Here is a 24,046-nt window from a genome sequence, read left to right as displayed (position 1 = left end):
GACAGAGGGGTTAAGCAGCGGTTGCGAGGCGCGCCGGCGCGTGCTCACTCACTGCCTGTCGTCCCGGTTTCGGCGCAGCCGAAGACCGGGATCCAGTAAACGCGAGCGGTTCGACTGAATCCTCGACGCTGCTGCAGAAAGGCCGGAGGCTGCCGCCTTCGTGCCACTACACGCCCAGGCGGATACTGGATACCTGCCTTCGCAGGTATGACAGCCCGAGACAATGGCGCGCCGTCGAGATGCGAACGGCTCTCTCCTGCGCACCTGCTGCCCGCCGGCCGTCTCCTTCATCCTCCCGCACGTGGCGCAGCCGCGACCCGGGACCGGCAAGCCAGGCGAGCTGTCGGACACGCGCCCGCCGCGACTCACGCGTCTCCGGAACAGCACCGCACGCTCCCGCGAGCCGCATCTTTTCGCGGCGGGCGAGGCAAAAGGCGGGCCGGCAGGGCTTGTCTTGTTGCGCGCGTGTCAGTATAAGGCGCGCATTCCACACGCAGGGTCGGTTTTCGTCACGGACGGGGTCCATCCGGTGTCGGTGCTTGAGCACTGTCACACCCTGCGGAGGTACAACCGGAAAATCAAGGAGTTGCAAGGCCATGGCCCTGCCCGATTTCACGATGCGCCAGCTGCTGGAAGCCGGTGTCCACTTCGGCCACCAGAAGCACCGCTGGAACCCCAAGATGGGGAACTACATTTTCGGCGTGCGCAACAACATCCACATCCTGGATCTCGCCCAGACCGTGCCGCTGCTGCACCAGGCGCTGAAGACCGTGTCCGACACGGTTGCCGCCGGCGGCCGCGTGCTGCTGGTCGGCACCAAGCGTCAGGCCCAGGAGTCGGTTGCCGACGCGGCCCGCCGTTCGGCCCAGTACCATGTCAACGCCCGCTGGCTCGGCGGCATGCTGACCAACTGGAAGACCATCTCCCAGTCGATCCAGCGCCTGCGCAAGCTTGAAGAGACCCTCGGCAACCCGAGCGGCCTCACCAAGAAGGAGCGCCTGTTCATGGACCGCGAGCGCGAGAAGCTCGAGCGGAACCTGGGCGGCATCAAGGACATGGGCGGCCTGCCGGACCTGATCTTCGTGATCGACACCAACCGCGAGGCCATCGCCATCCAGGAAGCCAAGCGTCTTGGCATCCCGGTCGCCGCGATCGTCGACAGCAACTGCGATCCGGACGGCATCGACTTCCCGGTTCCGGGCAATGACGACGCCGGCCGTGCGATCACCCTGTACTGCGACCTGATCGCGCGCGCTGCCATCGACGGCATTTCCCGTGCCCAGGGCGGCATGGGCATCGACGTCGGCGCTGCCGAGGAGGCTCCGGTGGAGCCGGCTCTGGAAGCTGCCGAGGCGGCTCCCGCGGAAGCGTCCGCAGAAGCCCAGGCCTGACGGGATAGACCCGGGCCGGCGGAGACCTTCCGCCGGCTGCCGCCTTTTCGGCGGCGCCTGTCATCATTCTTAAGTATGGCCTCGGCTACAGCTGCCGGGGTGACAACCCGTCAACGAGGCAATCTATGACCATTACCGCTGCGATGGTGAAGGAGCTCCGCGAGAAGACCGGCGCGGGCATGATGGACTGCAAGGCAGCCCTCACCGAAAACAACGGCGACATGGAAGCGGCCATCGACTGGCTGCGGACCAAGGGTCTGGCCAAGGCCGCCAAGAAGGCCGGCCGCGTGGCCGCCGAGGGACTGGTCGGCGTCGCCGCCGAGGGCACCAAGGCTGCCGTCGTCGAGCTGAACTCCGAGACCGACTTCGTCGCCCGTAACGATGCGTTCCAGGCGCTGGTTTCCGGCACCGCAAAGGCGGCCCTGTCGGTCGGCGGCGATGTCGAGGCTCTCGGCAACGCGACCTTCCCGGGCTCGTCCAAGACCGTCTCCGATTCGATCAAGGACGCGATCGCGACCATCGGCGAGAACATGTCGCTGCGCCGCGCCGCCGTCCTGTCGGTGTCGGCCGGTGTCGTCGCGACCTATGTCCACAGCGCGATCGCCGACAACCTCGGCAAGATCGGCGTGCTGGTGGCGCTGGAGTCCGAGGGCGATGCAGCCGAGCTCGCAGCCTTCGGCCGCAAGGTCGCCATGCATGTTGCCGCGACCAACCCGCTGTCGCTGAGCGTCGAGGACCTCGATCCGGAGGTCGTGGAGCGCGAGCGCCAGATCTTCGCCGAGCAGGCACGCGAGTCGGGCAAGCCGGAAAACATTATCGAGAAGATGGTCGAGGGCCGTCTGCGCAAGTTCTACGAGGAAGTCACCCTCGTGAAGCAGGCGTTCGTGATCGATCCGGACAAGACCGTCGAGCAGGCCGTTGAGGCGTGCGGCAAGGAGCTGGGCAAGCCGGTGAAGCTGGTCGGCTTCGTGCGCTATGCGCTCGGCGAAGGCATCGAGAAAGAAGAGACCGATTTCGCCGCGGAAGTCGCGGCGGCCGTCGGCAACTAAGTCCAGAAGGGCGCCGGTCATTCCGGCGCCCTTCTTCTATGCGCGCAAGCCCGTCCGACGGATCGGCTTGCGTTTTCGTGTCTACTGACGACACACTGCCCTGATCACGACGAGAAGAACAATGACGGGAAAACTCCGCTGGCGACGCGTGCTGGTCAAGCTCTCGGGCGAGGCGCTGATGGGCTCGCAGGACTTCGGCATCGACCCTGAGACGGTCGGCCGGGTGGCAAAGGAAATTGCCGAGGCGGTCTCGCTCGGCGCCCAGGTCGGCGTCGTCGTCGGCGGCGGCAACATCTTCCGCGGCGTGGCCATCGCGGCCAAGGGCGGCAACCGCGTCACCGGCGACCACATGGGCATGCTGGCCACGGTCATGAACTCGCTGACGCTGGCCGACGCCCTGCGCCGTCTCGGCGTTCCGGCGCGCGTGCTCTCCGCCGTTCCGGTGCCCTCGATCTGCGAGACCTTCACCCAGCGCGGCGCCGAGCGCTACATGGAAGACGGCGACGTGATCGTCTTCGCCGGCGGCACGGGCAACCCCTTCTTCACCACCGACAGCGGCGCGGCGCTGCGCGCGGCCGAGATGCGCTGCGACGCCTTCCTGAAGGGCACCAGCGTCGACGGCGTCTATTCGGACGACCCGAAGAAGGTGCCGGATGCCGAGCGCTACGACACGCTGACTCCCGGCGAGGTGCTCGGCCGCGACCTGAAGGTGATGGACGCGACCGCCATCGCGCTGGCCCGCGACAATGCCATTCCGGTCATCGTGTTCTCGATTCGCACGCCCGGCGCGCTGGTCGACGTGATGAACGGCTCCGGCCGCTACACGGTGATCGCCGACTAGCAGAGCCCGCCGGGCGGCGTGGCATCCCTTGCAAAAGCGCTTGCAGGGCTTGCCTTTGCCGCCGCCGTCATGGAAATAAGACGCCAAGGGTTTCGAGCCTCCCGGTTTCACGGGAAGATGCTTCAATAAGAGAGGACAAGATGGCGGACCAGGGTATCGATTTTGGCGACCTCGAGCGTCGTATGAACGGCGCCATCGGCGTGCTGAAGACGGATCTCGCCGGCCTTCGCACCGGCCGCGCCTCTGCCAACATGATGGATCCGATCACGGTGAACGCCTACGGGTCCGAAATGCCGATCAATCAGGTGGCGACGGTGAGCGTGCCCGAGCCGCGCATGATCTCCGTGCAGGTGTGGGACAAGTCGATGGTCGGCGCCGTCGAGCGCGCCATCCGCGAATCCAACCTCGGCCTGAACCCGGTCGTCGACGGCACCACGCTGCGCTTGCCGATCCCGGAGCTCAACGAGGAGCGCCGCAAGGACCTGATCAAGATCGCGCACAAGTATGCCGAGCAGTCCAAGGTCGCCGTGCGCCATGTGCGCCGCGACGGCATGGACACGCTGAAGAAGCTGGAGAAGGACGGCTCGATCAGCGAGGACGACAGCCGCGTTCACGCCGACAAGGTCCAGAAGATGACCGACGAGATGATCGCGGAAATCGATTCCATGCTGGCGAAGAAGGAACAAGAAATCTCCCAGATCTGACCCCAGGATCGCGGTTTGATCCAAGTGGCGGGGAGCATGAGATGACGGTGACGGCTGGCCTTGACGTGTCCGCCCCGGCCGAAGCCGGGGAGCGGATCGTTGTGCCGCGGCATGTCGCCGTGATCATGGACGGTAACGGTCGCTGGGCGGTCTCTCGCGGACTGCCCCGCACCGAAGGGCACAGGGCCGGCGTCTCGGCCCTGCGGCGCACCGTCAAGCACGCCGCCCGGCGCGGCGTCGAGGTGCTGACGATCTTCTCCTTCTCCTCGGAGAACTGGAGCCGGCCGGCCGCCGAGGTCGGCTTCCTGATGGCGCTGCTGGAGCGCTTCGTGCGGCGCGACCTGGCCGAAATCCACCGCGAGAACGTGCGGGTGCGGATGATCGGCGAGCGCAGCGGCCTCGAGCGCTCGATCCTGGGCCTGATCGAGGAGGGCGAGCAGCTCACCCGCGACAACACCGGCATGGTCCTCGTCGTCGCCTTCAACTACGGCGCCCGCAACGAGATGGTGCGTGCCATGCGCGCTCTCGCCGAGGATGCCGCCGCCGGGCGTATCGCGCCCGCCGACATCGACGAGGCGGCGATTTCCGCGCGGCTCGACACGGCGAGCCTGCCCGATCCCGATCTCGTCATCCGCACCAGTGGCGAGCAGCGGCTCTCCAACTTCCTGTTGTGGCAGTCCGCCTACAGCGAATTCTATTTTCCCGACCTGCACTGGCCGGACTTCGACGAGGCGGCGTTCGACCGCGCGCTCGAAGCCTATTCGGCCCGCGAGCGCAGGTTCGGAGGCCTCTCGGCGAAAGCTGCCCGATGACCGGCGGGGCCGCGGGGGGAGGCAGGCCCAGGGCGACCGAGCTGAAGCTGCGGGTGGTTTCGGCCCTGCTGCTGGCTCCGGCCGTGCTTGCCATCACCTGGCTCGGCGGCTGGTTCTTCGCCGCCGGCGCGGCGCTCTGCTCGGCGATTCTCCTGCAGGAATGGACGGTCATCGTCCAGGCCCGCCGCGAAGCCGCGGCCATCGTCGTTTCCGGTCTCGGCATCGCCGTCATGCTGGTCGCCGCAGCGCTCGGCCTCGTGCCGCTGGCGCTGGGGCTCGCCTTCTCCTTCGCCGCGCTGCTGTGGGTCTGGGGGCAGGTCTCGCGCAAGCCCGCCATCGGCTGGATGGGCACCGGCGTGCTCTATGCCGGCCTGACCGGCGTGGCGCTCATCGCCTTCCGGCTCGGCGCCGAAGGCTTCGTGATGATCCTGTTCCTGTTCGCCGTCGTATGGGCGACGGACATCCTGGCCTATTTCGTCGGCCGGCGGGTCGGCGGACCCAAGCTGTGGCCGCGCGTGTCGCCGAAGAAGACCTGGAGCGGTGCGCTCGGCGGACTGGCCGCCTCGCTTCTCGTCGGTGCCGTCATGGGCGCTCTTGTGGGGCGCGTGCCGGTGTCGCTCTGGATCGTGTCGGCCGGCATCCTGTCGGTCTTCTCGCAGGCCGGCGACCTGCTGGAATCGGCCCTGAAGCGCCGCTTCGGGGTCAAGGATTCCGGCCATATCATTCCCGGTCACGGCGGGGTCATGGACCGGGTCGACGGACTGACGGGGGCCGGCATTCTCGGCTACCTGGTCGCGGCCGTCCTTGCCGGCTCGCTGGTCGATCCGGTCGGTGCGGTGATCGCCCTGCAGGGATATTGAGAGCTTGAAGGTGCAACTCGGCAGCATGGAGACCGCCGCGAGCGGGCAGGGGGCTGGTGCGGGCGTGGCCGCGGAGCCGCAGCGCCTGACCGTGCTCGGCGCGACCGGCTCCATCGGTAGCTCGACGCTCGACCTCGTTGCCCGCAACCGCGAGCGGTTTCAGGTGGTGGCGCTCACCGCCAACGACCGCGCCGAAGAGCTGGCGCGCGCCGCCATCGAGGTCGGCGCCGAGCATGCGGTGGTCGCGGACCCGGCCGCCTACCCGCGGCTGAAGGACGCGCTTGCCGGCACCGGCATCACCGCTGCGGCCGGGCCGCAGGCGGTGCGCGAGGCGGCCGCGCGGCCGGCCGACATGGTGATCGCGGCCATCGTCGGGGCGGCGGGGCTGGAGCCGACCATCGCGGCGGCGTCGCGCGGCACCACCATCGGCCTTGCCAACAAGGAATGCCTCGTTTGCGCCGGCGATCTTTTCATGGCGGCGGCGCGGGCTGCGTCCGCCACCATCCTGCCGGTCGATTCCGAGCACAATGCCGTGTTCCAGGTGCTGGAGCGCGGCAATATCGATCAGGTGGAAAAGCTGACGCTGACGGCCTCCGGCGGCCCGTTCCGCACCCTGTCGCTGGAGGAGATGCGCCATGTGTCGCCCGAGGCGGCGCTGCGCCATCCCAACTGGAGCATGGGCGCGCGCATTTCCATCGACAGCGCGACGATGATGAACAAGGGCTTCGAGATCATCGAGGCCTTTCACCTGTTTCCGCTGGGGCCGGACCAGCTCGACGTGCTGGTCCATCCGCAATCCGTGGTGCACGGCATGGTGCAGTATCGCGACGGTTCGCTGCTCGCCCAGCTCGGCGCGCCGGACATGCGCACGCCCATCGCCCACTGTCTCGCCTGGCCGCGCCGCATGGCGACGCCGGCGCAGCGCCTTGATCTCGCCGCATTGGCAACGCTCAGCTTCGAGGCACCGGATCCGGCGCGGTTCCCGGCCCTGCGTATTGCTCGCGAGGCGATGATCGCGGGCACGGCTGCGACGGCCGCTCTCAATGCTGCAGACGAAATCGCCGTCAGGGCCTTTCTGGATCGCGGGATCGGATTTCTCGCGATCGCGGCGACGGTGGAGAGGGTGCTGGAGCGCATGGCCGCGGCCGGCGACCTTGCCGAGCCGTCCTGCGTCGAGGACGTGCTGCGCATCGACGGTGTCGCCCGCGCGATGGCGCAAGAGGCGATTGCCGCACAGGCGGGCTGAGCCCCGCGAACGGGTTGTTAATATGCAGGGACGAAACTGCCGGTCCGGCAAGGAGATGACATGGAACTGATCGGATCGCTGTTCGGGTCTTTCGCAGGCTACGCCCTGCCGTTCCTGTTCGTGCTCACCGTGGTCGTGTTCTTCCACGAGCTCGGCCACTTCCTGGTGGCGCGCTGGTGCGGCGTGCGGGTGCAGGCCTTTTCGGTCGGCTTCGGGCCGGAGCTGTTCGGCCGCTACGACCGCCACGGCACGCGCTGGAAGCTCTCGGCGATCCCGCTCGGCGGCTATGTCAAGTTCGCGGGCGACGAGAACGAGGCCAGCGTTCCCGATCAGGAGGCGCTTGCCCGCATGAGCGCGGAAGAGCGCGCCGGCGCCTTCCAGACCAAGCCGGTTTCGCGCCGCGCGGCCATCGTCGCTGCAGGCCCCATCGCCAATTTCATTCTCGCCATCGTCATCTTCGCCATGTTGTTCGGCCTGCTCGGCCGGCAGGAGATCTCGCCGCGCGTCGATGCTGTCCAGCCCGACAGCGCTGCCCAGGCCGCCGGCCTGATGGAGGGCGACCTCGTGCTGGCCATCGACGGCCAGCCGATCCAGACCTTCTCCGACATGCAGCGCATCGTCAGCGTCAGCGCCGACCTGCCGCTGTCGATGCTGGTCGACCGTGGCGGCCAGCAGCTCACCGTCGAGGTGACGCCGCAGCGGCGCGAGATCACCGACCGCTTCGGCAATGTCCAGTCGGTCGGCCTGCTCGGCGTCAGCCGCAGCGCCAGCGAAGAGGACGTGGTAACGCGCCGCTTCGGCCCGGTCGAGGCCGTTGTCGAGGGCAGCCGCGAGACCTGGTTCGTGGTCACGCGCACCGCCGGCTATCTCGCCGGCATCGTCACGGGGCGCGAATCCGCCGACCAGCTCGGCGGGCCGATCCGCGTGGCGCAGATTTCCGGGCAGGTGGCGACGCTCGGCTTCGGCGCGCTGCTCAACCTGACGGCCGTGCTGTCGATCAGCATCGGCCTTCTCAACCTGCTGCCCATCCCCATGCTCGACGGCGGACACCTGCTGTTCTACGCCGCCGAGGCGTTGCGGGGTAAGCCGCTCAGCGAGCGGGCGCAGGAATACGGCTTCCGCATCGGGATCGCCATCGTGCTGTTCCTGATGGTGTTTGCGACGTGGAATGACGTGCTTCACCTGACCTCCCTTTAGCGGGATGGGATAAGAAGCGTGTCGAAGGTGCAACGATCCGGCGGGAAACGGATTTTGGCGAGTTTGGGCGGTTGCGTCCGGTCCAAAAGCCTGTAAAACGACTGACGGATATAGAGAATCTCGACTGCCATGTCCGTTGCCCCGGGCGACGTCTCAAGGACATGGCGGAAAAGCGAAGGCGAAACGTCCTTATGCAGCGTGTGCAGAACCTGACGAGAACGATCCTGGTTGCGGCCGTGATGAGCGGTGTCGCGCCGATCATGCCGTGGAGCTTTGCCGGCCTTGGTGCCGATGAGGCGTCCGCTGCGGTGGTCAGCCGGATCGTCGTCCGCGGCAACACCCGTATCGAGGCTTCGACCGTCGAAAGCTATCTGACGATCCGGCCCGGCCGGGCCTTCGGACCGGCGGAGATCGACGAGTCGCTGAAGACCCTCTATGCGACCGGCCTGTTCGAGGACGTGGCGATCAACCAGCAGGGCGGGTCCCTGGTGGTGACCGTGACCGAGAACCCGATGGTCAACCGCATCTCGTTCGAGGGCAATCGCCGTCTCGACGACAAGACGCTGTCCGGCGTCGTGCGGACCGAGGAGCGGTCGATGCTGACCCGCGCCAAGGTGCAGTCTGACGTCCAGAACGTGCTCGAGGCCTATCGGCGCTCCGGTCGCTACCGTGCGACCGTCGAGCCCAAGATCATCAGCCGTTCGAACAACCGCGTCGATCTCGTGTTCGAGATCAACGAGGGCGACCGTACCGGCATCGAGCGCATCACCTTCATCGGCAACACCAAGTTCAGCGACGGGCGTCTCGCCGACGTGATCCGCACCCGCGAGAGCGGGTTGCTGAGCTTCCTGCGCACCACCGATTCCTTCGATCCCGACCGTCTCGATGCGGATCAGGAGCTGCTGCGCCAGTTCTACTACCGTCACGGCTATGCGGACTTCCGGATCGTCTCGGCCGTTGCCGACCTCGACCGCGAAGAGAACGTCTTCTACGTCACCTTCACGGTGGAAGAGGGCGAGCAGTACACCTATGGCGACATCGATCTGCAGACCACGCTGACCGACGTCGATCCCGAGGAGCTGCGCCGCAAGATCCGCACCAGCGCCGGCGACACCTATTCCTCGCTCGAGGTCGAGAAGACCCTCGAGGACATGACGCTCGACGTCTCGCGCCAGGGCTATGCCTTCGCGCAGATCCGTCCGCGCGCCACCCGCGATTACGAGAACCGCAAGATCTCGCTGACCTACTTCGTCGAGGAAGGCCCGCGCGTCTATGTCGAGCGGATCAACATCCGCGGCAACGACCGGACCCGCGAATACGTCATTCGCCGCGAGTTCGACATCGCCGAAGGCGATGCCTTCAACCGCGTGCTGCTCGACAAGGCCGAGCGCCGGCTGAAGGATCTGCAGTTCTTCAAGGACGTCCGCATCACCACCTCGCGCGGCAGCTCGCCGGACCGCATCGTGGTCAATGTGGATATCGAGGAGCAGCCCACCGGTGAGATCGGCTTCGGCGTCGGTTACTCGACCGCCGACGGCGTCATCGGCGACATCACGCTGCAGGAGCGCAACTTCCTCGGTCGCGGCCAGTTCATCCGCGCCAAGGTCGGCGCCGGCGCCTCGAACCAGGTCTACGAGTTCGCGTTCACCGAGCCGTATTTCCTCGGCCGCCGCATCTCGCTGTCGCTCGATGTCTATCGCCGCAATTTCGAGGCGAACGACTACCGCAGCTACGACAGCAAGACGACCGGTGGTTCGGTGTCCTTCGGCCTGCCGCTGCGCGACGACGAGCTGCGCCTGAACCTGATCTACCGGATCTTCGACGAGGATCTGACGTGGAACCGGCCGCAGGATCTCTCCGGCGGTCTGCAGTCCTCGCTGGGCCGCAACCTGACCTCGTCCATCGGCTACTCGCTGGTCTACGACACCCGTGACAGCAAGCGCGATCCGCGCGATGGTTTCTACTTCGCGTTCAGCCAGGAGTTCGCCGGCGTCGGCGGCGACAGCCGCTACCTGTCGACCACGGTCGATGCCCGCGCCTACAAGGAGCTCCTGCCGGAGTGGGGTGTCATCGGTATCCTGCGCACCGGCGGTGGTTACCTGAACGGTCTCGGCCAGAACCTGCGCTCCTCGGAGCAGTACCAGCACAGCGACACCTGGCTGCGCGGCTTCGAGATGCAGGGCATCGGCCCGCGCGACTCGCGCACCGGCAACTCGCTGGGTGGCCGCTGGTACGTCCATGCCAACGCGGAAGCGGAGTTCCCGATCCTCGGCCTGCCGCGCGAGCTCGGCCTGTCCGGCGCGGTCTTCACCGACTTCGGCGCCCTGTGGGACTCCGATCCGGCGGTCAACAACTGCGTGGTCGCCGGCTGCGGCCCGGCTACCCCCGCCACCGTCCAGTCGAACGGCTTCTCGCCGCGTGTCTCGGCCGGTTTCGGCATCAAGTGGGCCTCGCCCTTCGGTCCGATCCGCGCCGACTTCGCCTGGCCGATCATCAAGGAAACCGGCGACCGGACCCAGTTCTTCCGCATCGGTGGTGGCACGCGCTTCTGATCCGGCGGACAGTTCACGATTTCAAGACCGGCCGCCGACATTCGGCGGCCGGATTCATTATGGGAAGACGATGAGCGACCCCTGTTTCTTTGCCCCGTTCGAGCCCGTAGCCCTTGCGACCGTGGCGGAATGGGTGACGGGAGACCTGCCGCGCGGCGGTGGGGAGGTGCAGGTGTCCGGCGTCGCGCCGCTCGAGGATGCCTCGTCCGGCGATATCGTCTTCTTCGACAATCCCAAATATCTGCCGGTTCTGGCGACCACCTCGGCGACCGCCTGCATCGTTGCCCGCAAGCATGCGGACAAGGTGCCAGAGGGCGTCGTGCCGCTCGTCGCCGACCAGCCCTACAAGGCCTGGGCCCAGCTGCTCGCCCGGCTCTATCCCGCCTCCATGCGCCCCGTCGCGCTGGAGGGCACGGCATCCGGCATCTCGCCGCATGCGCGCATCGATGCCTCTGCGCGGCTCGAGGCCGGCGTCGTCGTCGAGGCGGGTGCGGTGGTCGGGCCGGAGGCGGAAATCGGCAGCGGCACGCGGATCCAGGCCAATGCGGTGATCGGCGCGGGTGTGCGCATCGGGCGCGACTGCACGGTCGGCGCCAATGCGGTGCTGCAGCACACGCTGGTCGGCGACCGGGTGATCCTGCATCCGGGCGTGTGCACGGGCCAGGACGGCTTCGGCTTCGCCATGGGGCCGGGCGGTCACCTCAAGGTGCCGCAGATCGGCCGGGTGATCATCCAGAACGATGTGGAGATCGGCGCCAACACGACGGTCGATCGCGGGGCCAACCGCGACACGATCATCGGCGAGGGCACCAAGATCGACAACCAGGTCCAGATCGGCCACAACGTGGTGATCGGACGGCATTGCGTGATCGTCTCGCAGGTCGGCATTTCCGGCAGCGCGACGCTGGAGGACTATGTCGCGCTCGGCGGGCAGACCGGCGTGCGCGGCCATGTCACCATCGGCATGGGTGCGCAGATTGCCGCCGTCAGCGTGGTCGAGGCCGATGTGCCGGCGGGCGCGCGCTATGGCGGCGTTCCGGCCAAGCCGGTAAAGGTGTGGTTCCGCGAGATCATGACGCTGGCAAAGCTCGCCGAGCGGGGAGCCGGTTCCGCGCGGGACAAGGATTGAGGTTTCGAACCGGACTGGGTCTGGTTGCCTGGGGATAGAAGAATGAGCGAAGGCGAAAAGAAAGAACTGGGTAGCGCCGACATCATGCGGATCCTGGAGCTGTTGCCCCACCGCTACCCCTTCCTGATGGTAGACCGGATCGTCGACATGGACGGGGACAACTCCGCCGTCGGCATCAAGAACGTCACCGCCAACGAGCCGCATTTCATGGGGCATTTCCCCAACCAGCCGGTGATGCCGGGCGTGCTGATCATCGAGGGCATGGCCCAGACGGCGGGCGCGCTCTGCGTCTATTCGCGCGGCCAGTCGGACACGCCGAAGCTCGTCTACTTCATGACCATCGACAAGGTGAAGTTCCGCAAGCCGGTGCTGCCGGGCGACCAGCTTCGCTACCAGATGACCAAGATCCGCAACCGCACGAACATCTGGAAGTTCGAGGGCATTGCGACGGTCGACGGCGTCAAGGTCGCCGAGGCCGAGATCAGCGCCATGCTGGTCGACCACTGAGGCACGCATGATGGCAGCTCACTCCGCAATCCACCCATCCGCGGTCGTCGAGGACGGCGCCAGGCTCGGCGAGGGCGTGTCCATCGGGCCGTTCTGCCATGTCGGGCCGCAGGCCGTGCTGGGCGACGGCGTGGTGCTGAAATCGCATGTGGTCGTGGCCGGGCGCACGAGCGTCGGGGCGCGGACGCAGATCTTTCCCTTCGCCTCGGTCGGGCACCAGGCGCAGGATCTCAAGTATCGCGGCGAGGACGCAACGCTCACCGTCGGCACCGACTGCATCATCCGCGAGGGCGTGACGCTCAATCCGGGGACGGAGGGCGGCGGCCTGGAGACGGTGATCGGCAATCGCTGCGCCTTTCTCGCCAACTCGCATGTCGGTCACGATTCCCGTCTCGGCGACGGCGTGATCCTGTCGAACAACGTGATGATCGCCGGCCATGTCACGGTCGGCAACAACGTCATCTTCGGCGGCGGCGCGGCGGCGATCCAGTTCACCCGCGTCGGCGACCATGCCTTCGTCGGCGGGCTTGCCGGCCTTGAGAACGACCTCATTCCCTTCGGCATGGTGATGGGCAACCGCGCCCGGCTGATGGGGCTGAACCTCGTCGGCCTCAAGCGGCACGGCTTCTCGCGCGAGGACATCCACGCCCTGCGCAATGCCTACAAGGACTTGTTCGAGAGCTCCGAGGGCACGCTGCGCCAGCGCGCGGAACAGGTGGCGGCCGCCTATGAGGGCGTTGCCCTGGTCCGCCGCGTCACGGATTTCATCCTGGTCGAGACCGACCGCCGCTTCTGCACGCCGGCCCAGGACGGGTGATCCGCCTGTCGGCGCCGGCCGGGGACGGGGCCATGCACGACGCATCCGACACAGCCACGACGAACGGCAGCGACGGCGCTGTCGCGGTCATCTGCGGCGGCGGCAAGCTGCCGGCGGAGGTGCTGCGCGCGGCCAGCGACCGCGGCCGGCGGGTCGTCGCCATCGCTATCAAGGGCGAGGCGGACCCGTCCGTCGAGGCCTTCTCGCCCGTCCATCTCGGCTGGGGCCAGATCGGCAAGCTTGCCAGCCATCTGGAGCGGGAAAAGGTGCGCGATCTGGTGATGATCGGCAGCATCACCCGCCGGCCGGAGCTGCGCGAGATCGTCAGCGATCTCGGCACCATGCGCCGGCTGCCGAAGATCATCGCCTCGCTGGCCGGCGGCGACGATTCCCTGCTCAAGAAGGTCATCCGCTTTTTCGAGGCCGAAGGCTTCCGCGTCGTCGGGGCCCATGAGGTTGCCCCGCAGCTGCTTGCCCAGCCCGGTTGCATGGCCGGCACGCCGCCGAAGGGCGAGCTGCTCGCGGACATGGAGCTGGGAGCCGCGACCGTCGCCGAGCTCGGCCGCCTCGACATCGGCCAGGCCGCCGTCTGCTTCCACGGTCGCATCATCGCGGTCGAGGGGGCGGAGGGCACCGATTCCATGCTGGAGCGCTGCCGCGAGTTGCGCGAGCGCGGCCGGGTGCGCGGCAAGGGCGGCGTACTGGTGAAATGCGCCAAGCCGGGCCAGGACCTGCGCGTCGACCTGCCGACCATCGGTCCGGGCACCGTGCAGCGGGTACGGGATGCCGGGCTCTCCGGCATCGCCATCGAGGCTGGCCGGGTTCTGATCGCCGAACGGGCCGAGACCGTGGCGCTGGCCGCGCGCTCAGGCATCTTTCTCTTCGGTATTTCAGGGGGCATTTCCGGCAAGGCTGCCGAGGCGCAGGCGGGGAACGGTCAATGAGCGACGAGGCCGGTCGTCCGCTGCGGGTCTATGTGGTGGCGGGCGAGGAGTCCGGCGACCAGCTCGCCGCGCCGATGATGGCGGCGATTGCCGCGCAGGCCGGCCGGCCGGTCGAGTTCTTCGGCGTCGGCGGCGAGCGTATGGAAGCGCAGGGGCTCAAGAGCCTCTTTCCCATCGAGGATATCGCGGTGATGGGCCTCACCGCCGTTCTGGCGCGGCTCCCGTCCATCGTCCGCCGGGTCTACCAGACCGTCGACGATGTGGTCGCCACCGCGCCCGACGTGCTGATCATCGTCGACAGTCCCGATTTCACCCACAACGTCGCCAAGCGGGTGCGCAAGCGCGCGCCCTCCATTCCCATCGTCGACTATGTCTCGCCGTCGGTCTGGGCCTGGCGCCCGGGGCGGGCGCGCCGCATGGCCGCCTATGTCGACCGGCTGCTGGCGATCCTGCCCTTCGAGCCCGGCGTGCACGAAAAGCTCGGCGGCCCGCCGACCAGCTATGTCGGCCACTCGCTGATCGAGCGGGTCGATGACTTCCGCCCCGCCGCCGGCGAGAGGAGGGCGCCGGAGGAGGGGGCTCCGGTGCTCTTGATGCTGCCGGGCAGCCGGCGCAGCGAGGTGACCCGGCTGCTGCAGGACTTCCGCGGCGCGGTCGAGATCCTGCGGCAGGCGCATCCGGATCTTGAGGTGGTGCTGCCGGCGGTGCCGCGCCTGAAGCCGATGATCGAGGAACAGCTTGCCGACTGGCCGCATCCGCCGCAGGTGGTGACCGGCGAGGCGGCCAAGCTTGCCGCCTTCCGCCGGGCCCATGCCGCGCTTGCCGCTTCGGGCACCGTCTCGCTGGAGCTGGCGATCTCGGGCGTGCCGATGGTCGTCGCCTACAAGCTCGACTGGTTCTTTCGCCGGCTCAAGGATATCCATCGCATAATCCCGGTCGCCCGCGTCAGCTCGATGGTGCTGCCGAACATCATCATCGGCGAGAATGTCGTGCCGGAGTTCCTGGACGACGACGCCAACCCGCGCTCGCTTGCCGATGCGGTCGGCCCGCTGCTGGTCGACGGCCCGGCCCGCCGGCGCCAGGTCGATGCCTTCGCCGCGCTCGACAACGTCATGCGGCTGGAGGGGAACGAGAGCCAGGCGGGCGCCGCCGCGCGCATCGTCCTGGAAGAGGTTCGCCGCCGGACTGCCTGACTGGGCGGGAAACCGGCGTTTGGCGTGAATTGAGACGCCAAACGCAAATTCGCGCTGAAATTTTGCAAAATTCGTCTCAAAAATATTTCAACGTTTTCAATGTCCTGGCGAAATATTGAGACGGCCTGCGCAAACCGCATGGGCCCGTTCCGCGCCACTTGTCCCCGTTTTTGCGACGGGAGCGGCGGGGCCTATCCCCGTTTGACGTACCGCGTCGGGGCGCTCCGGAACCATGCCACGACCGCCGTGCCTCTCCGGTCCCGGATCGTCGGCCTTCGGCCTCGTCCGGGTAGACGCAAAGAGAGGCATTCCGCCTCGCAACAGCCGACGTCACCTCCGGATCCGGGCTCGCCGTCGCCCCAAACGCAAAAAGGCCGCCCGGAGGCGGCCTTTTCGGAGCTTGTGGTGTCGATCCGCTCAGCGACGCTGGGAGATCGGCAGGTAGTCGCGCTGCGCGGCGCCGGTGTAGAGCTGGCGCGGGCGACCGATCTTCTGGGACGGATCCTCGACCATTTCCTTCCACTGGGCGATCCAGCCGACGGTCCGCGCCAGGGCGAACAGCACGGTGAACATGGTGGTCGGGAAGCCGAGCGCACGCAGGGTGATGCCCGAGTAGAAGTCGATGTTCGGATAGAGCTTCTTCTCGACGAAATAGTCGTCGTTGAGAGCGATCTTCTCCAGCTCCATGGCGACGTCGAGAAGCGGATCGTCCCGGATGCCGAGCTCTGCCAGCACTTCGTGCGTGGTCTTCTGCATGATGCGGGCGCGCGGGTCGTAGTTCTTGTAGACCCGGTGGCCGAAGCCCATCAGACGGAACGGATCGTTCTTGTCCTTGGCGCGGGCGATGTATTCCGGGATCCGGTCGACCGAGCCGATCTCCGACAGCATGTTGAGCGCCGCCTCGTTGGCGCCGCCATGCGCCGGGCCCCACAGGCAGGCGATGCCGGCCGCGATGCAGGCGAACGGGTTGGCACCCGAGGAACCGGCGAGACGCACGGTCGAGGTCGAGGCGTTCTGCTCGTGGTCGGCATGGAGGATGAAGATCCGGTCCATGGCGCGGGCGAGAACGGGATTGACCTTGTATTCCTCGCAAGGCACCGCAAAGCACATGTGCAGGAAGTTCGACGCGTAGTCGAGGTCGTTGCGGGGATAAACGAAGGGCTGACCGACGTGGTACTTGTAGGCCATGGCGGCCAGCGTCGGCATCTTCGCGATCATGCGCAGGCTCGCCACCATGCGCTGGTGCGGGTCCGAGATGTCGGTCGAGTCGTGGTAGAAGGCCGAGAGCGCGCCGACGGTGCCGACCATGATCGCCATCGGATGGGCGTCGCGGCGGAAGCCGGTGAAGAAGCGGCTCATCTGCTCGTGGATCATCGTGTGATAGGTCACGCGATGCACGAAGTCGTCCTTCTGGGCCTTGGTCGGGAGCTCGCCGTAGAGCAGCAGGTAGCAGCTCTCCAGGAAGTCGCCGTGCTCGGCCAGCTGCTCGATCGGATAGCCGCGATACAGCAGGGTACCTTCGTCACCGTCGATATAAGTGATCGCGGATTCGCACGAGGCGGTCGAGGTGAAGCCCGGGTCGTAGGTGAAACAGCCGGTCTGCGCATAGAGAGAGGCAATGTCGACCACATCGGGTCCGATGGACCCCGGACGCACCTTCAAGTCCCAGGACTTGTCACCCATCGTCAGCTTGGCAGTGTTGTCGCTCATTCAGGCTACCCCCTTGTATGAAGCGCGCCGCAGGATCGTCCGGGCCGGCTTCCAGGAGAGGCTGGGGCGTGCCGGACACACGGCGGGAGGAAAGGTCGAATGTTGCGTATCCCATTTGTCCGCTCCCCGCAAGCGCGCCTCCCTAACGCTTTCGTCACAGGGTGACGGGGGATTCATGTGAACCGCAGACGGCGGCCGGGATCGGGCCGCCGTCCGTTTGCAGCCGGCGCGTGCGCGGCGCCGTATCGGTTCAGTGGGCTGCCTGATCGGCGATGCGGGCAAGCGATTCCTCGCGGCCGAGCACAGCCAGAACGTCGAAGATGCCGGGCGAGGTGCCGCGGCCGGTCAGCGCCGCGCGCAGCGGCTGCGCCGCCTTGCCGAGCTTCAGGCCGGTCTCCTCGGCATAGGCGCGAACGGCCTCCTCGGTCGCTTCCGCACTCCAGGTGCCGACCGCGGACAGGCGGCCATGCAGGTCGGCGAGCACCTTGCGCGCATCGTCCGCCTCCAGCAGCTTTTCCGCCTTCTCGTCCATCGCGAGCGGGCGCTGCACCCACAGGTACTCGGCGCTGTCGGCCAGCTCCACCAGGGTCTTGGCACGCTCCTTCAGCCCGGGCAGGGCGGCGCGGAACATCTCGACCTGCGCCGGGTCCTGCAGCCAGGTGCGCAGGCCTTCGGCATTCTCCGCATGCGGCAGGAAGCTGGTGAAGTCGGCCAGCAGCTCGTCCGTACCGGCGGCACGCATGTAGTGGCCGTTGAGGTTCTCCAGCTTCTTGAAGTCGAAGCGCGAGGGCGACTTGCCGATGGCGTCGAGATCGAACCAGCCGGTCATCTCGTCGGTCGAGAAGATCTCGTCGTCGCCATGGCTCCAGCCGAGGCGCGCCAGATAGTTGCGCATGGCAGCCGGCAGATAGCCCATGGCCCGGTAGGCCTCAACGCCGAGCGCGCCGTGGCGCTTCGACAGCTTGGCGCCGTCCGGTCCGTGGATCAGCGGGATATGCGCCATCACCGGCACGTCCCAGCCGAGCGCCTGGTAGATCAGCGTCTGGCGGGCGGCATTGGTCAGGTGGTCGTCGCCGCGAATGATGTGGGTGACGCCCATGTCGTGGTCGTCGACGACGACGGCCAGCATGTAGGTCGGCGTGCCGTCGGAGCGCAGCAGGACGAGATCGTCGAGATCCTTGTTCGGGAAGACGACGCGGCCCTGCACGCGGTCCTCGATCACCGTCTCGCCGTCGACCGGTGCCTTGAGGCGGATCGCCGGCTTGACGCCCGCCGGCGCCTCGGAGGGATCGCGGTCGCGCCAGCGCCCGTCATAGCGCGGCGGCAGGCCGTTGGCGCGCTGCTCCTCGCGCATCGCGGTCAGCTCTTCCGGCGTCGCGTAGCAGCGATAGGCCATGCCCTTCTCGATCAGGCTCTCGGCCGCCTCGCGGTGGCGGGCGGCGCGGGCGAACTGCGAGATCGCCTCGCCCTCCCAGTCGAGACCGAGCCAGGTCAGCCCGTCGAGGATCGCCGAGATCGCCGCATCGGTGCTGCGCTCGCGGTCGGTGTCCTCGATCCGCAGCAGCATCTTGCCGCCGAAGCGCCGGGCATAGAGCCAGTTGAACAGCGCCGTGCGGGCGCCGCCGATATGCAGGTAGCCGGTCGGGGAGGGCGCAAAGCGCGTGACGACGGGAGAGCTCATTCAAACGGCCTCGTGATCGGTGGCGGTGCCGGCGCGGGGCGTCCGGCGGGCCTTCGGGATTATCCGGTGCCGTTTCGCGTCTTGCGCGAACCCGGGTTGCAATGCAACGCTTCGGTCCTGGCACGGTCGGCGACCGTGTAGCACAGCGGCGGCGCGCCACCAATGCCCGAGCGAGGGGCACCTGCGCGCCGGCCAGGGGAAGGGGCGGCTGGGGTGTCCCGGGCAGACAAGGACGAGGGCGAGAACGACGGCGGCCGGCAGCTTCCGGCCGCGCTGCCCGGCCAGCTTCCGGATGACGGTCCGGCAGCAGCGCCGGGGCGCGTGGGCGGCGGCAAGGCCGGTCGCCGCTGGCTGGCGCTCGCTCCCTTGCCGCTTGCCGATCTGCTGGCCCGTCGTCGGCGAGCCCGGACAAGATGGCACGAGAGCGAGGGGCCGGGGGCAAGATTTGCGGCCGCGGTCGCCGAGAGCCTGGCGCAGGGGCGCGGCCTTGCCTGGGCTGCGCTCGCCTTCACCCTCGGCATCGCCGCCTATTTCCGGCTGCCGTCCGAGCCGCTTGTCCCCGTTGTCGCGCTTGCCGCGGCGCTCGCCTGGGCCGGCTGGTTCGCGAGCGCGCGGCGCGGCACGCACGGTCTCGTGCTGCTGGGTCTGGCGCTGGTGCTGTCGGGGCTTTTTGCCGGCGCCCTGCGCACCGCGCTCGTGTCCGCGCCGGTGATCGACAGGGCCCGCAGTGTGACGCTGACCGGCTTCGTCGAGGAAGCCGAACGCACCGACCGCGGCACGCGGCTGCTGCTGCGCGTTGCGGGGATAGAGCGGCTGGCACCGGAGAAGACCCCGTACCGCGTCCGGGTGTCGCTGCGCGGCGATCCGGAGGGCGAGAGGATCGCCGTCGGCGAGGCTGTGCGGCTGCGCGCAAGGCTGATGCCGCCGTCGGCTGCCGTGATGCCAGGCGGCTACGACTTCGCCTTCCGCGCCTTCTTCGACGGCATCGGCGCGACCGGTTTCGCCTTCGGCGCGCCGAGCCGCATCGATCTCGGTCCCGCGCCGGTGCCGCTGCGGCTGAAGGCCGGGATCGCCAGCCTGCGCAAGGCGATAGCCGCGCGCATCATCGCCGCGCTCGGCGAGACGCCCGCCGCAGCGCTCGCCATCGCGCTGATCACCGGCGACCGCTCGCTGATCCCCGAACCGGTGACGGAGGCGCTGCGGACCGCCGGCCTTGCGCATATCCTGGCGATCTCGGGCCTGCACATGGCGCTGTTCGCCGGCTCGGTATTCTTCGTGGTGCGGGCGCTGCTGGCGCTGTCTCCGCACCTGGTGCATGAGCGGCGGATCGATGCCTGGGCGGCCGTCGCCGCAATGTCGGCTGCCGTCTTCTATCTCGGCATTTCCGGCGGCTCCATCGCGACGCAGCGCGCCTTCCTGATGATCGTGCTGGTGTTTTGCGGGCGGATCTTCGCTCGGCGGGCCTTGACGCTGCGCAATGTTGCCATCGCCGTCCTGCTCATCCTGGCGGTGCTGCCGGAGGCGCTGCTCGATCCCGGGTTCCAGATGTCCTTCGCCGCGGTGATCGCGCTGATCGCGGCCTATGAGGAGATCACCCGCCGGCGCGCTGCGCGCGAGCGCAAGGCACCGATGGCGCTGCCGGGGCGGGGACTGTTGCAGGCCGCGACATCGGGGGCGGCGGGCTGGTTCTGGGGGCTGCTCCTGACCTCGCTGATCGCGGGCCTCGCGACGGGCGCCATCGGCGCCTATCACTTCCACCGCATCTCCCCGCTCGGCACGCTCGGCAACCTGCTGGCGATGCCGGTGGTGACGCTCGTCGTGATGCCCTTCGCGGTGCTGGCGCTGGCCTTGCTGCCCTTCGGGCTGGAGGCCCTGCCGCTCGCCGCGATGGGCGCCTGCATCGATCTCGTGGTGGCGATGGCGACCTGGGTCAGCAGCCTGACGCCGGAGGACGGGGTGATCGGCGCGCCTTCGCTCACCGGCACGCTGGCGGTGGTCGCGGCCGGGCTCATCGCCTGCCTTGCGCCGCGGGGATATCGCCCGGCGGCGCTGTTGCCGCTCGCCGCCTTGGTGCTGCTTTATGCCCAGCACCGGCAGCCGGACATGCTGATCTCGGCCACCGGAACGACCATCGCCGTGCGCGACGCGGCCGGGGACTTGCGCGTCTCTGCGCGGCCGAGCGGCTTCCTGCCGGAGGTGTGGCTGCGGGCGGAGGGCATCAGCGTGCAGCACCACCGCGACCGGCGGATCGGTGCCGGCGACATGCGCTGCGACAAGCTGGCCTGCGTCGTGCGCGCGCACGGCCCGCCCGGATCTGTCCCCGGTGATACGCCCGCGGCAAACGGGCGACCGGACACGACGCCTCGTCCCGTTGCGGCAGGGCAGGGCCCGCCGGTGCTGCTGGTCTCGCTGGTGCGCGACAGCGCCGCCTTCGAGGAGGATTGCCGCAAGGTCGACATCATCGTCTCGGCGCTGATCGCCCCGCCCGGATGCCAGGCGAGCCAGGTGTTCGATGGCGCAAGGCTCGCCCGGGACGGTGCCGTCGCACTCTATTTCAGCGTCCCGTCTGCGCCGGGTGCCTTGGCCGCGTCCCGATCGACGACCGCCCACGCTCAAGCCGTTGCGCCGTCATCGTCCGGCAGAGGCGGCGCTCTCGCCGTGGCGGTGAGCCCCAGCTACGGCGTGCGTCGCCCCTGGACGCCGAGATAGCTCACGCACGACAACACTGTCGGGCGTCTGCCGCCGCCGTCAGTAGCGGCGGAACAGCGAGACGAGCTTGCCCTGGATGCGCACGCGTCCCGGCCCGAAGATGCGGGTCTCGTAGGCCGGGTTGGCGGCCTCCAGAGCAACGGACGCGCCCTTCTTGCGCAGGCGCTTCAACGTCGCTTCCTCGTCGTCGATCAGGGCGACGACGATGTCGCCGCTGTCGGCGCTGTCCGACCGTCGGATCACCACGGTGTCGCCGTCGAGAATGCCGGCCTCGATCATGGAATCGCCGCGCACTTCCAGCGCATAGTGATCGCCATTGCCGAGCAGGTCGGCCGGCATCGCGATGGTGTGGCTGTGGGACTGGATCGCCTCGATCGGCACGCCGGCGGCGATGCGGCCCATGACCGGGATCTCGATACTGTCGTTTGCCGCGGGCGGCAGGGCGGGGACCCGTTCCACCGGCGGCGTCTTGCCGAGCGAGCCTTCGATGACGGAGGGGGAGAAGCCCTGGCCGCGCTGCGCGGCAAGGCCCGGGGCGACCGATTCCGGCAGCTTGACGATCTCCAGCGCGCGGGCGCGGTTCGGCAGGCGGCGGATGAAACCGCGCTCCTCCAGCGCGGTGATCAGCCGGTGGATGCCCGATTTGGACCGCAGGTCGAGCGCATCCTTCATCTCGTCGAAGGAGGGAGGAACACCGGTTTCCTTCAGCCTTTCGTGGATGAACAGGAGCAATTCGTGCTGCTTGCGCGTCAACATGCGCTTGGGTCCCCCCGGTCTGGCTCGCAAGGCCCGGCCGAAATCGGCCGGCTGCTGCCGATCGCTGCCTGCGACTCAGGCTATGTACAAATCATGAACATAGTCTAACCGTTCTTGCCTTGTTCCACAATGCCCATGCGGGAACGAAAGCAGGAGGGGCAAGGCGCGGAGCGGGTTCAGCCCTGGGGCAGGCGCAGGACCGGGACCGGCGTGCCGGCGGGCAGGGGGGCGGCGTGCGGCGGACGCACCACCAGCGCATCGGCGCGGGTGAGCGTTGCCAGCATGGAGGAGTCCTGCCGCTCGAACGGGGCGACACGCTCGGTGCCGTCGTCGTCGCGCTGGATCCGCGCCCGCAGATAGTCCTCGCGCTGGTCGTTGCCGCCGATATCGGCGGTCAGCGGCAGCAGCTCGGCATCGCGCCGGCGCGGCGGGCGGCCGAGCAGGGCGTCGATCAGAGGGCGCAGGAAGAGAACGCCGCAGACGAGGCTGGAGACCGGATTGCCGGGCAGGCCGAGCACGCGCATGCCTTCGATCCGTCCGGCCATCAGCGGCTTGCCCGGCCGCATGGCGATGCGCCAGAAGCCGAGCTCCATGCCGGAGGCGGCAAGCACGTCCTGGACGAGGTCGTGGTCGCCGACGGAGGCGCCGCCGAGCGTCACGAGAATGTCGGCCCCGGCAGCGCGCGCCTCGGCGATCTTCTCGGCAATGTGCTCGCGCCGGTCGGCGGCGATGCCGAGCTGCAGCGGCTCGCCGCCGCAGTCTTCGACCAGGGCGGCAATGCCGGCATGGTTGGAGGCGATGATCTGATCCGGCCCCGGCTGCTCGCCCGGCTCGACCAGTTCGTCGCCGGTGGCAAGGATCGCCACCTTCGGCCGGCGGCGCAGCTCCAGCACGGGGTGGTTCATGGCCGCCGCCAGCGCAAGGCGGCGATAGTCGAGCCGCGTTCCCGCGGTGAGCAGCACCTCGCCGGCCTTGAAATCGAGCCCGGCGGGCCGCACGAACTTGCCCGACGGCGCGCTTTCCAGCGCGGTGACGCGCTCGCCGTCGCGTGTCGCGTTTTCCTGGATCAGGATCGTGTCGCTGCCTTCGGGAAGCGGAGCTCCGGTGAAGATGCGCACGGTCTCGCCCACCCCGATGGCACCGGTGAAGGCGCGGCCCGCCGGGGCCTCGCCGATCAGTGTCAGCGTTGCCGGAACCTTGGCGATATCGGCCGCGCGCACGGCGTAGCCGTCCATGGCGGAGGCGGCGAAGGGCGGCTGGGTGCGCGTCGCGGCAAGGTCGGCAGCGAGGATGCGGCCGTTGGCGCGGGCGAGCGGTACGGTTTCGGACCCGACAGGCTCGACGCCGCCGAGAAGTCGCGACAGGGCTTCGTCGACCGAGATCAGCGCCATGTCAGCCGTGCCTCATGTCCGTTGGCCTCGTGTCAGGCGGGGGGCGTTTCGCTGGCCGCGGTCCAGTCGCCGGACTTGCCGCCGGACTTGGCGACGACGCGGATGCCCTCGATGGTCATGCCGCGGTCGACGGCCTTGGCCATGTCGTAGATCGTCAGGCAGGTGACCGAACAGGCGGTCAGCGCCTCCATCTCGACGCCGGTCTGGCCGGAAACGCGGGCCATCGCGGTGACGCGCAGGCCCGGAAGCGCCTCGTCCGGCACGATGTCGACGGCGACCTTGGACAGCAGCAGCGGATGGCAGAGCGGCACCAGCTCGTGGGTGCGCTTGGCGGCCATGATGCCGGCGATACGGGCGGTGGCGATGACGTCGCCCTTCTTGGCCGAACCGGACAGGATCAGCGCCAGCGTTTCCGGCTTCATGCGTACATGGCCTTCGGCCTGCGCCTCGCGGGAAGTGACCTCCTTGGTCGAGACGTCGACCATGTTGGCCGCGCCGCTCTCGTCCAGATGGGTCAAGCGCGGGGAAGCGTCTCCAGACGATGAACCGGCCATATC

General features: G+C 68.3%; 20 protein-coding genes. 15 read left to right on the top strand and 5 right to left on the bottom strand.

All coding sequences use genetic code 11. The features are described from left to right. Positions 1 to 596 precede the first annotated feature (596 nt). From rpsB to lpxB, 14 genes are all read left to right on the top strand, one after another. Positions 597 to 1,391: a 30S ribosomal protein S2 gene (rpsB, locus tag BBX35_RS01620; protein WP_067215271.1), complete on the top strand. Its 795-nt coding sequence runs from the start codon at positions 597 to 599 to the stop codon at positions 1,389 to 1,391. 125 nt (positions 1,392 to 1,516) lie between these two features. Then, a complete protein-coding gene (gene tsf, locus BBX35_RS01615; RefSeq protein ID WP_067215269.1) occupies positions 1,517 to 2,440 on the top strand; it encodes a translation elongation factor Ts in 924 nt (307 codons plus the stop codon). A gap of 121 nt (positions 2,441 to 2,561) precedes the next feature. After that, positions 2,562 to 3,281, top strand: a complete 720-nt coding sequence (gene pyrH, locus BBX35_RS01610; RefSeq protein ID WP_067215266.1) for a UMP kinase — start codon at positions 2,562 to 2,564, stop codon at positions 3,279 to 3,281. A gap of 140 nt (positions 3,282 to 3,421) precedes the next feature. Continuing rightward, on the top strand, positions 3,422 to 3,985 hold the full coding sequence (gene frr, locus BBX35_RS01605; protein ID WP_067215265.1) for a ribosome recycling factor: 564 nt from the start codon (positions 3,422 to 3,424) through the stop codon (positions 3,983 to 3,985). 41 nt (positions 3,986 to 4,026) lie between these two features. Continuing rightward, on the top strand, positions 4,027 to 4,797 hold the full coding sequence (locus BBX35_RS01600) for an isoprenyl transferase (RefSeq protein WP_067215262.1): 771 nt from the start codon (positions 4,027 to 4,029) through the stop codon (positions 4,795 to 4,797). Continuing rightward, positions 4,794 to 5,657 carry a phosphatidate cytidylyltransferase gene (locus BBX35_RS01595; protein ID WP_067215260.1) on the top strand — a complete coding sequence of 288 codons (864 nt, stop codon included), beginning with the start codon at positions 4,794 to 4,796 and terminating at the stop codon, positions 5,655 to 5,657. The genes BBX35_RS01600 and BBX35_RS01595 overlap by 4 nt, the downstream gene beginning before the upstream one ends. A gap of 25 nt (positions 5,658 to 5,682) precedes the next feature. Continuing rightward, positions 5,683 to 6,903 (top strand): 1-deoxy-D-xylulose-5-phosphate reductoisomerase, encoded by a 1,221-nt coding sequence (gene dxr / locus BBX35_RS01590; protein ID WP_067218030.1) that lies wholly within the window; start codon positions 5,683 to 5,685, stop codon positions 6,901 to 6,903. 60 nt (positions 6,904 to 6,963) lie between these two features. After that, positions 6,964 to 8,100: an RIP metalloprotease RseP gene (gene rseP / locus BBX35_RS01585; RefSeq protein ID WP_067215258.1), complete on the top strand. Its 1,137-nt coding sequence runs from the start codon at positions 6,964 to 6,966 to the stop codon at positions 8,098 to 8,100. Between the two features lie 191 nt (positions 8,101 to 8,291). Then, positions 8,292 to 10,652: an outer membrane protein assembly factor BamA gene (gene bamA / locus BBX35_RS01580; RefSeq protein WP_067215255.1), complete on the top strand. Its 2,361-nt coding sequence runs from the start codon at positions 8,292 to 8,294 to the stop codon at positions 10,650 to 10,652. 70 nt (positions 10,653 to 10,722) lie between these two features. Beyond that, the gene (gene lpxD / locus BBX35_RS01575) at positions 10,723 to 11,781 is read left to right on the top strand and encodes a UDP-3-O-(3-hydroxymyristoyl)glucosamine N-acyltransferase (protein WP_067215253.1); all 1,059 of its coding nucleotides are present in this window, start codon (positions 10,723 to 10,725) and stop codon (positions 11,779 to 11,781) included. A 42-nt stretch (positions 11,782 to 11,823) separates the two neighbouring features. Next, positions 11,824 to 12,288 carry a 3-hydroxyacyl-ACP dehydratase FabZ gene (fabZ, locus tag BBX35_RS01570; RefSeq protein ID WP_067215250.1) on the top strand — a complete coding sequence of 155 codons (465 nt, stop codon included), beginning with the start codon at positions 11,824 to 11,826 and terminating at the stop codon, positions 12,286 to 12,288. A gap of 7 nt (positions 12,289 to 12,295) precedes the next feature. Next, on the top strand, positions 12,296 to 13,105 hold the full coding sequence (gene lpxA, locus BBX35_RS01565) for an acyl-ACP--UDP-N-acetylglucosamine O-acyltransferase (RefSeq protein WP_067215247.1): 810 nt from the start codon (positions 12,296 to 12,298) through the stop codon (positions 13,103 to 13,105). Between the two features lie 32 nt (positions 13,106 to 13,137). Next, on the top strand, positions 13,138 to 14,049 hold the full coding sequence (locus tag BBX35_RS01560) for an LpxI family protein (protein ID WP_067218028.1): 912 nt from the start codon (positions 13,138 to 13,140) through the stop codon (positions 14,047 to 14,049). Next, complete coding sequence (lpxB, locus tag BBX35_RS01555; RefSeq protein WP_067215244.1) at positions 14,046 to 15,242, top strand: lipid-A-disaccharide synthase; 1,197 nt, start codon at positions 14,046 to 14,048, stop codon at positions 15,240 to 15,242. The genes BBX35_RS01560 and lpxB overlap by 4 nt, the downstream gene beginning before the upstream one ends. A 417-nt stretch (positions 15,243 to 15,659) precedes the next feature. Here the strand turns inward: lpxB and gltA are convergent, their stop codons facing one another. Together gltA and gltX are read right to left on the bottom strand one after the other, a co-directional pair. Continuing rightward, positions 15,660 to 16,952 (bottom strand): citrate synthase, encoded by a 1,293-nt coding sequence (gene gltA / locus BBX35_RS01550; protein ID WP_067215241.1) that lies wholly within the window; start codon positions 16,950 to 16,952, stop codon positions 15,660 to 15,662. A gap of 250 nt (positions 16,953 to 17,202) precedes the next feature. After that, complete coding sequence (gene gltX, locus BBX35_RS01545) at positions 17,203 to 18,633, bottom strand: glutamate--tRNA ligase (RefSeq protein ID WP_067215238.1); 1,431 nt, start codon at positions 18,631 to 18,633, stop codon at positions 17,203 to 17,205. A 213-nt stretch (positions 18,634 to 18,846) separates the two neighbouring features. Here gltX and BBX35_RS01540 point away from each other — a divergent pair, with 213 nt between their 5' ends. Next, a complete protein-coding gene (locus BBX35_RS01540) occupies positions 18,847 to 21,342 on the top strand; it encodes a ComEC/Rec2 family competence protein (protein WP_067215236.1) in 2,496 nt (831 codons plus the stop codon). A 39-nt stretch (positions 21,343 to 21,381) separates the two neighbouring features. Here BBX35_RS01540 and lexA read toward each other — a convergent pair whose 3' ends face one another. From lexA to moaC, 3 genes are all read right to left on the bottom strand, one after another. Next, complete coding sequence (gene lexA, locus BBX35_RS01535) at positions 21,382 to 22,098, bottom strand: transcriptional repressor LexA (protein ID WP_067215233.1); 717 nt, start codon at positions 22,096 to 22,098, stop codon at positions 21,382 to 21,384. 176 nt (positions 22,099 to 22,274) lie between these two features. Continuing rightward, a complete protein-coding gene (locus BBX35_RS01530; protein ID WP_067215231.1) occupies positions 22,275 to 23,489 on the bottom strand; it encodes a molybdopterin molybdotransferase MoeA in 1,215 nt (404 codons plus the stop codon). Positions 23,490 to 23,521: 32 nt separating this feature from the next. Next, positions 23,522 to 24,043 carry a cyclic pyranopterin monophosphate synthase MoaC gene (gene moaC / locus BBX35_RS01525; protein ID WP_067215229.1) on the bottom strand — a complete coding sequence of 174 codons (522 nt, stop codon included), beginning with the start codon at positions 24,041 to 24,043 and terminating at the stop codon, positions 23,522 to 23,524. Positions 24,044 to 24,046 lie beyond the last annotated feature (3 nt).

Origin of the sequence: Stappia indica (genome assembly GCF_001696535.1) — a bacterium.
Classification (GTDB): domain Bacteria; phylum Pseudomonadota; class Alphaproteobacteria; order Rhizobiales; family Stappiaceae; genus Stappia; species Stappia indica.
The sequence above is the reverse complement of the archived record's forward strand: the minus strand, read 5'-3'. Positions and strand labels throughout refer to the sequence as shown.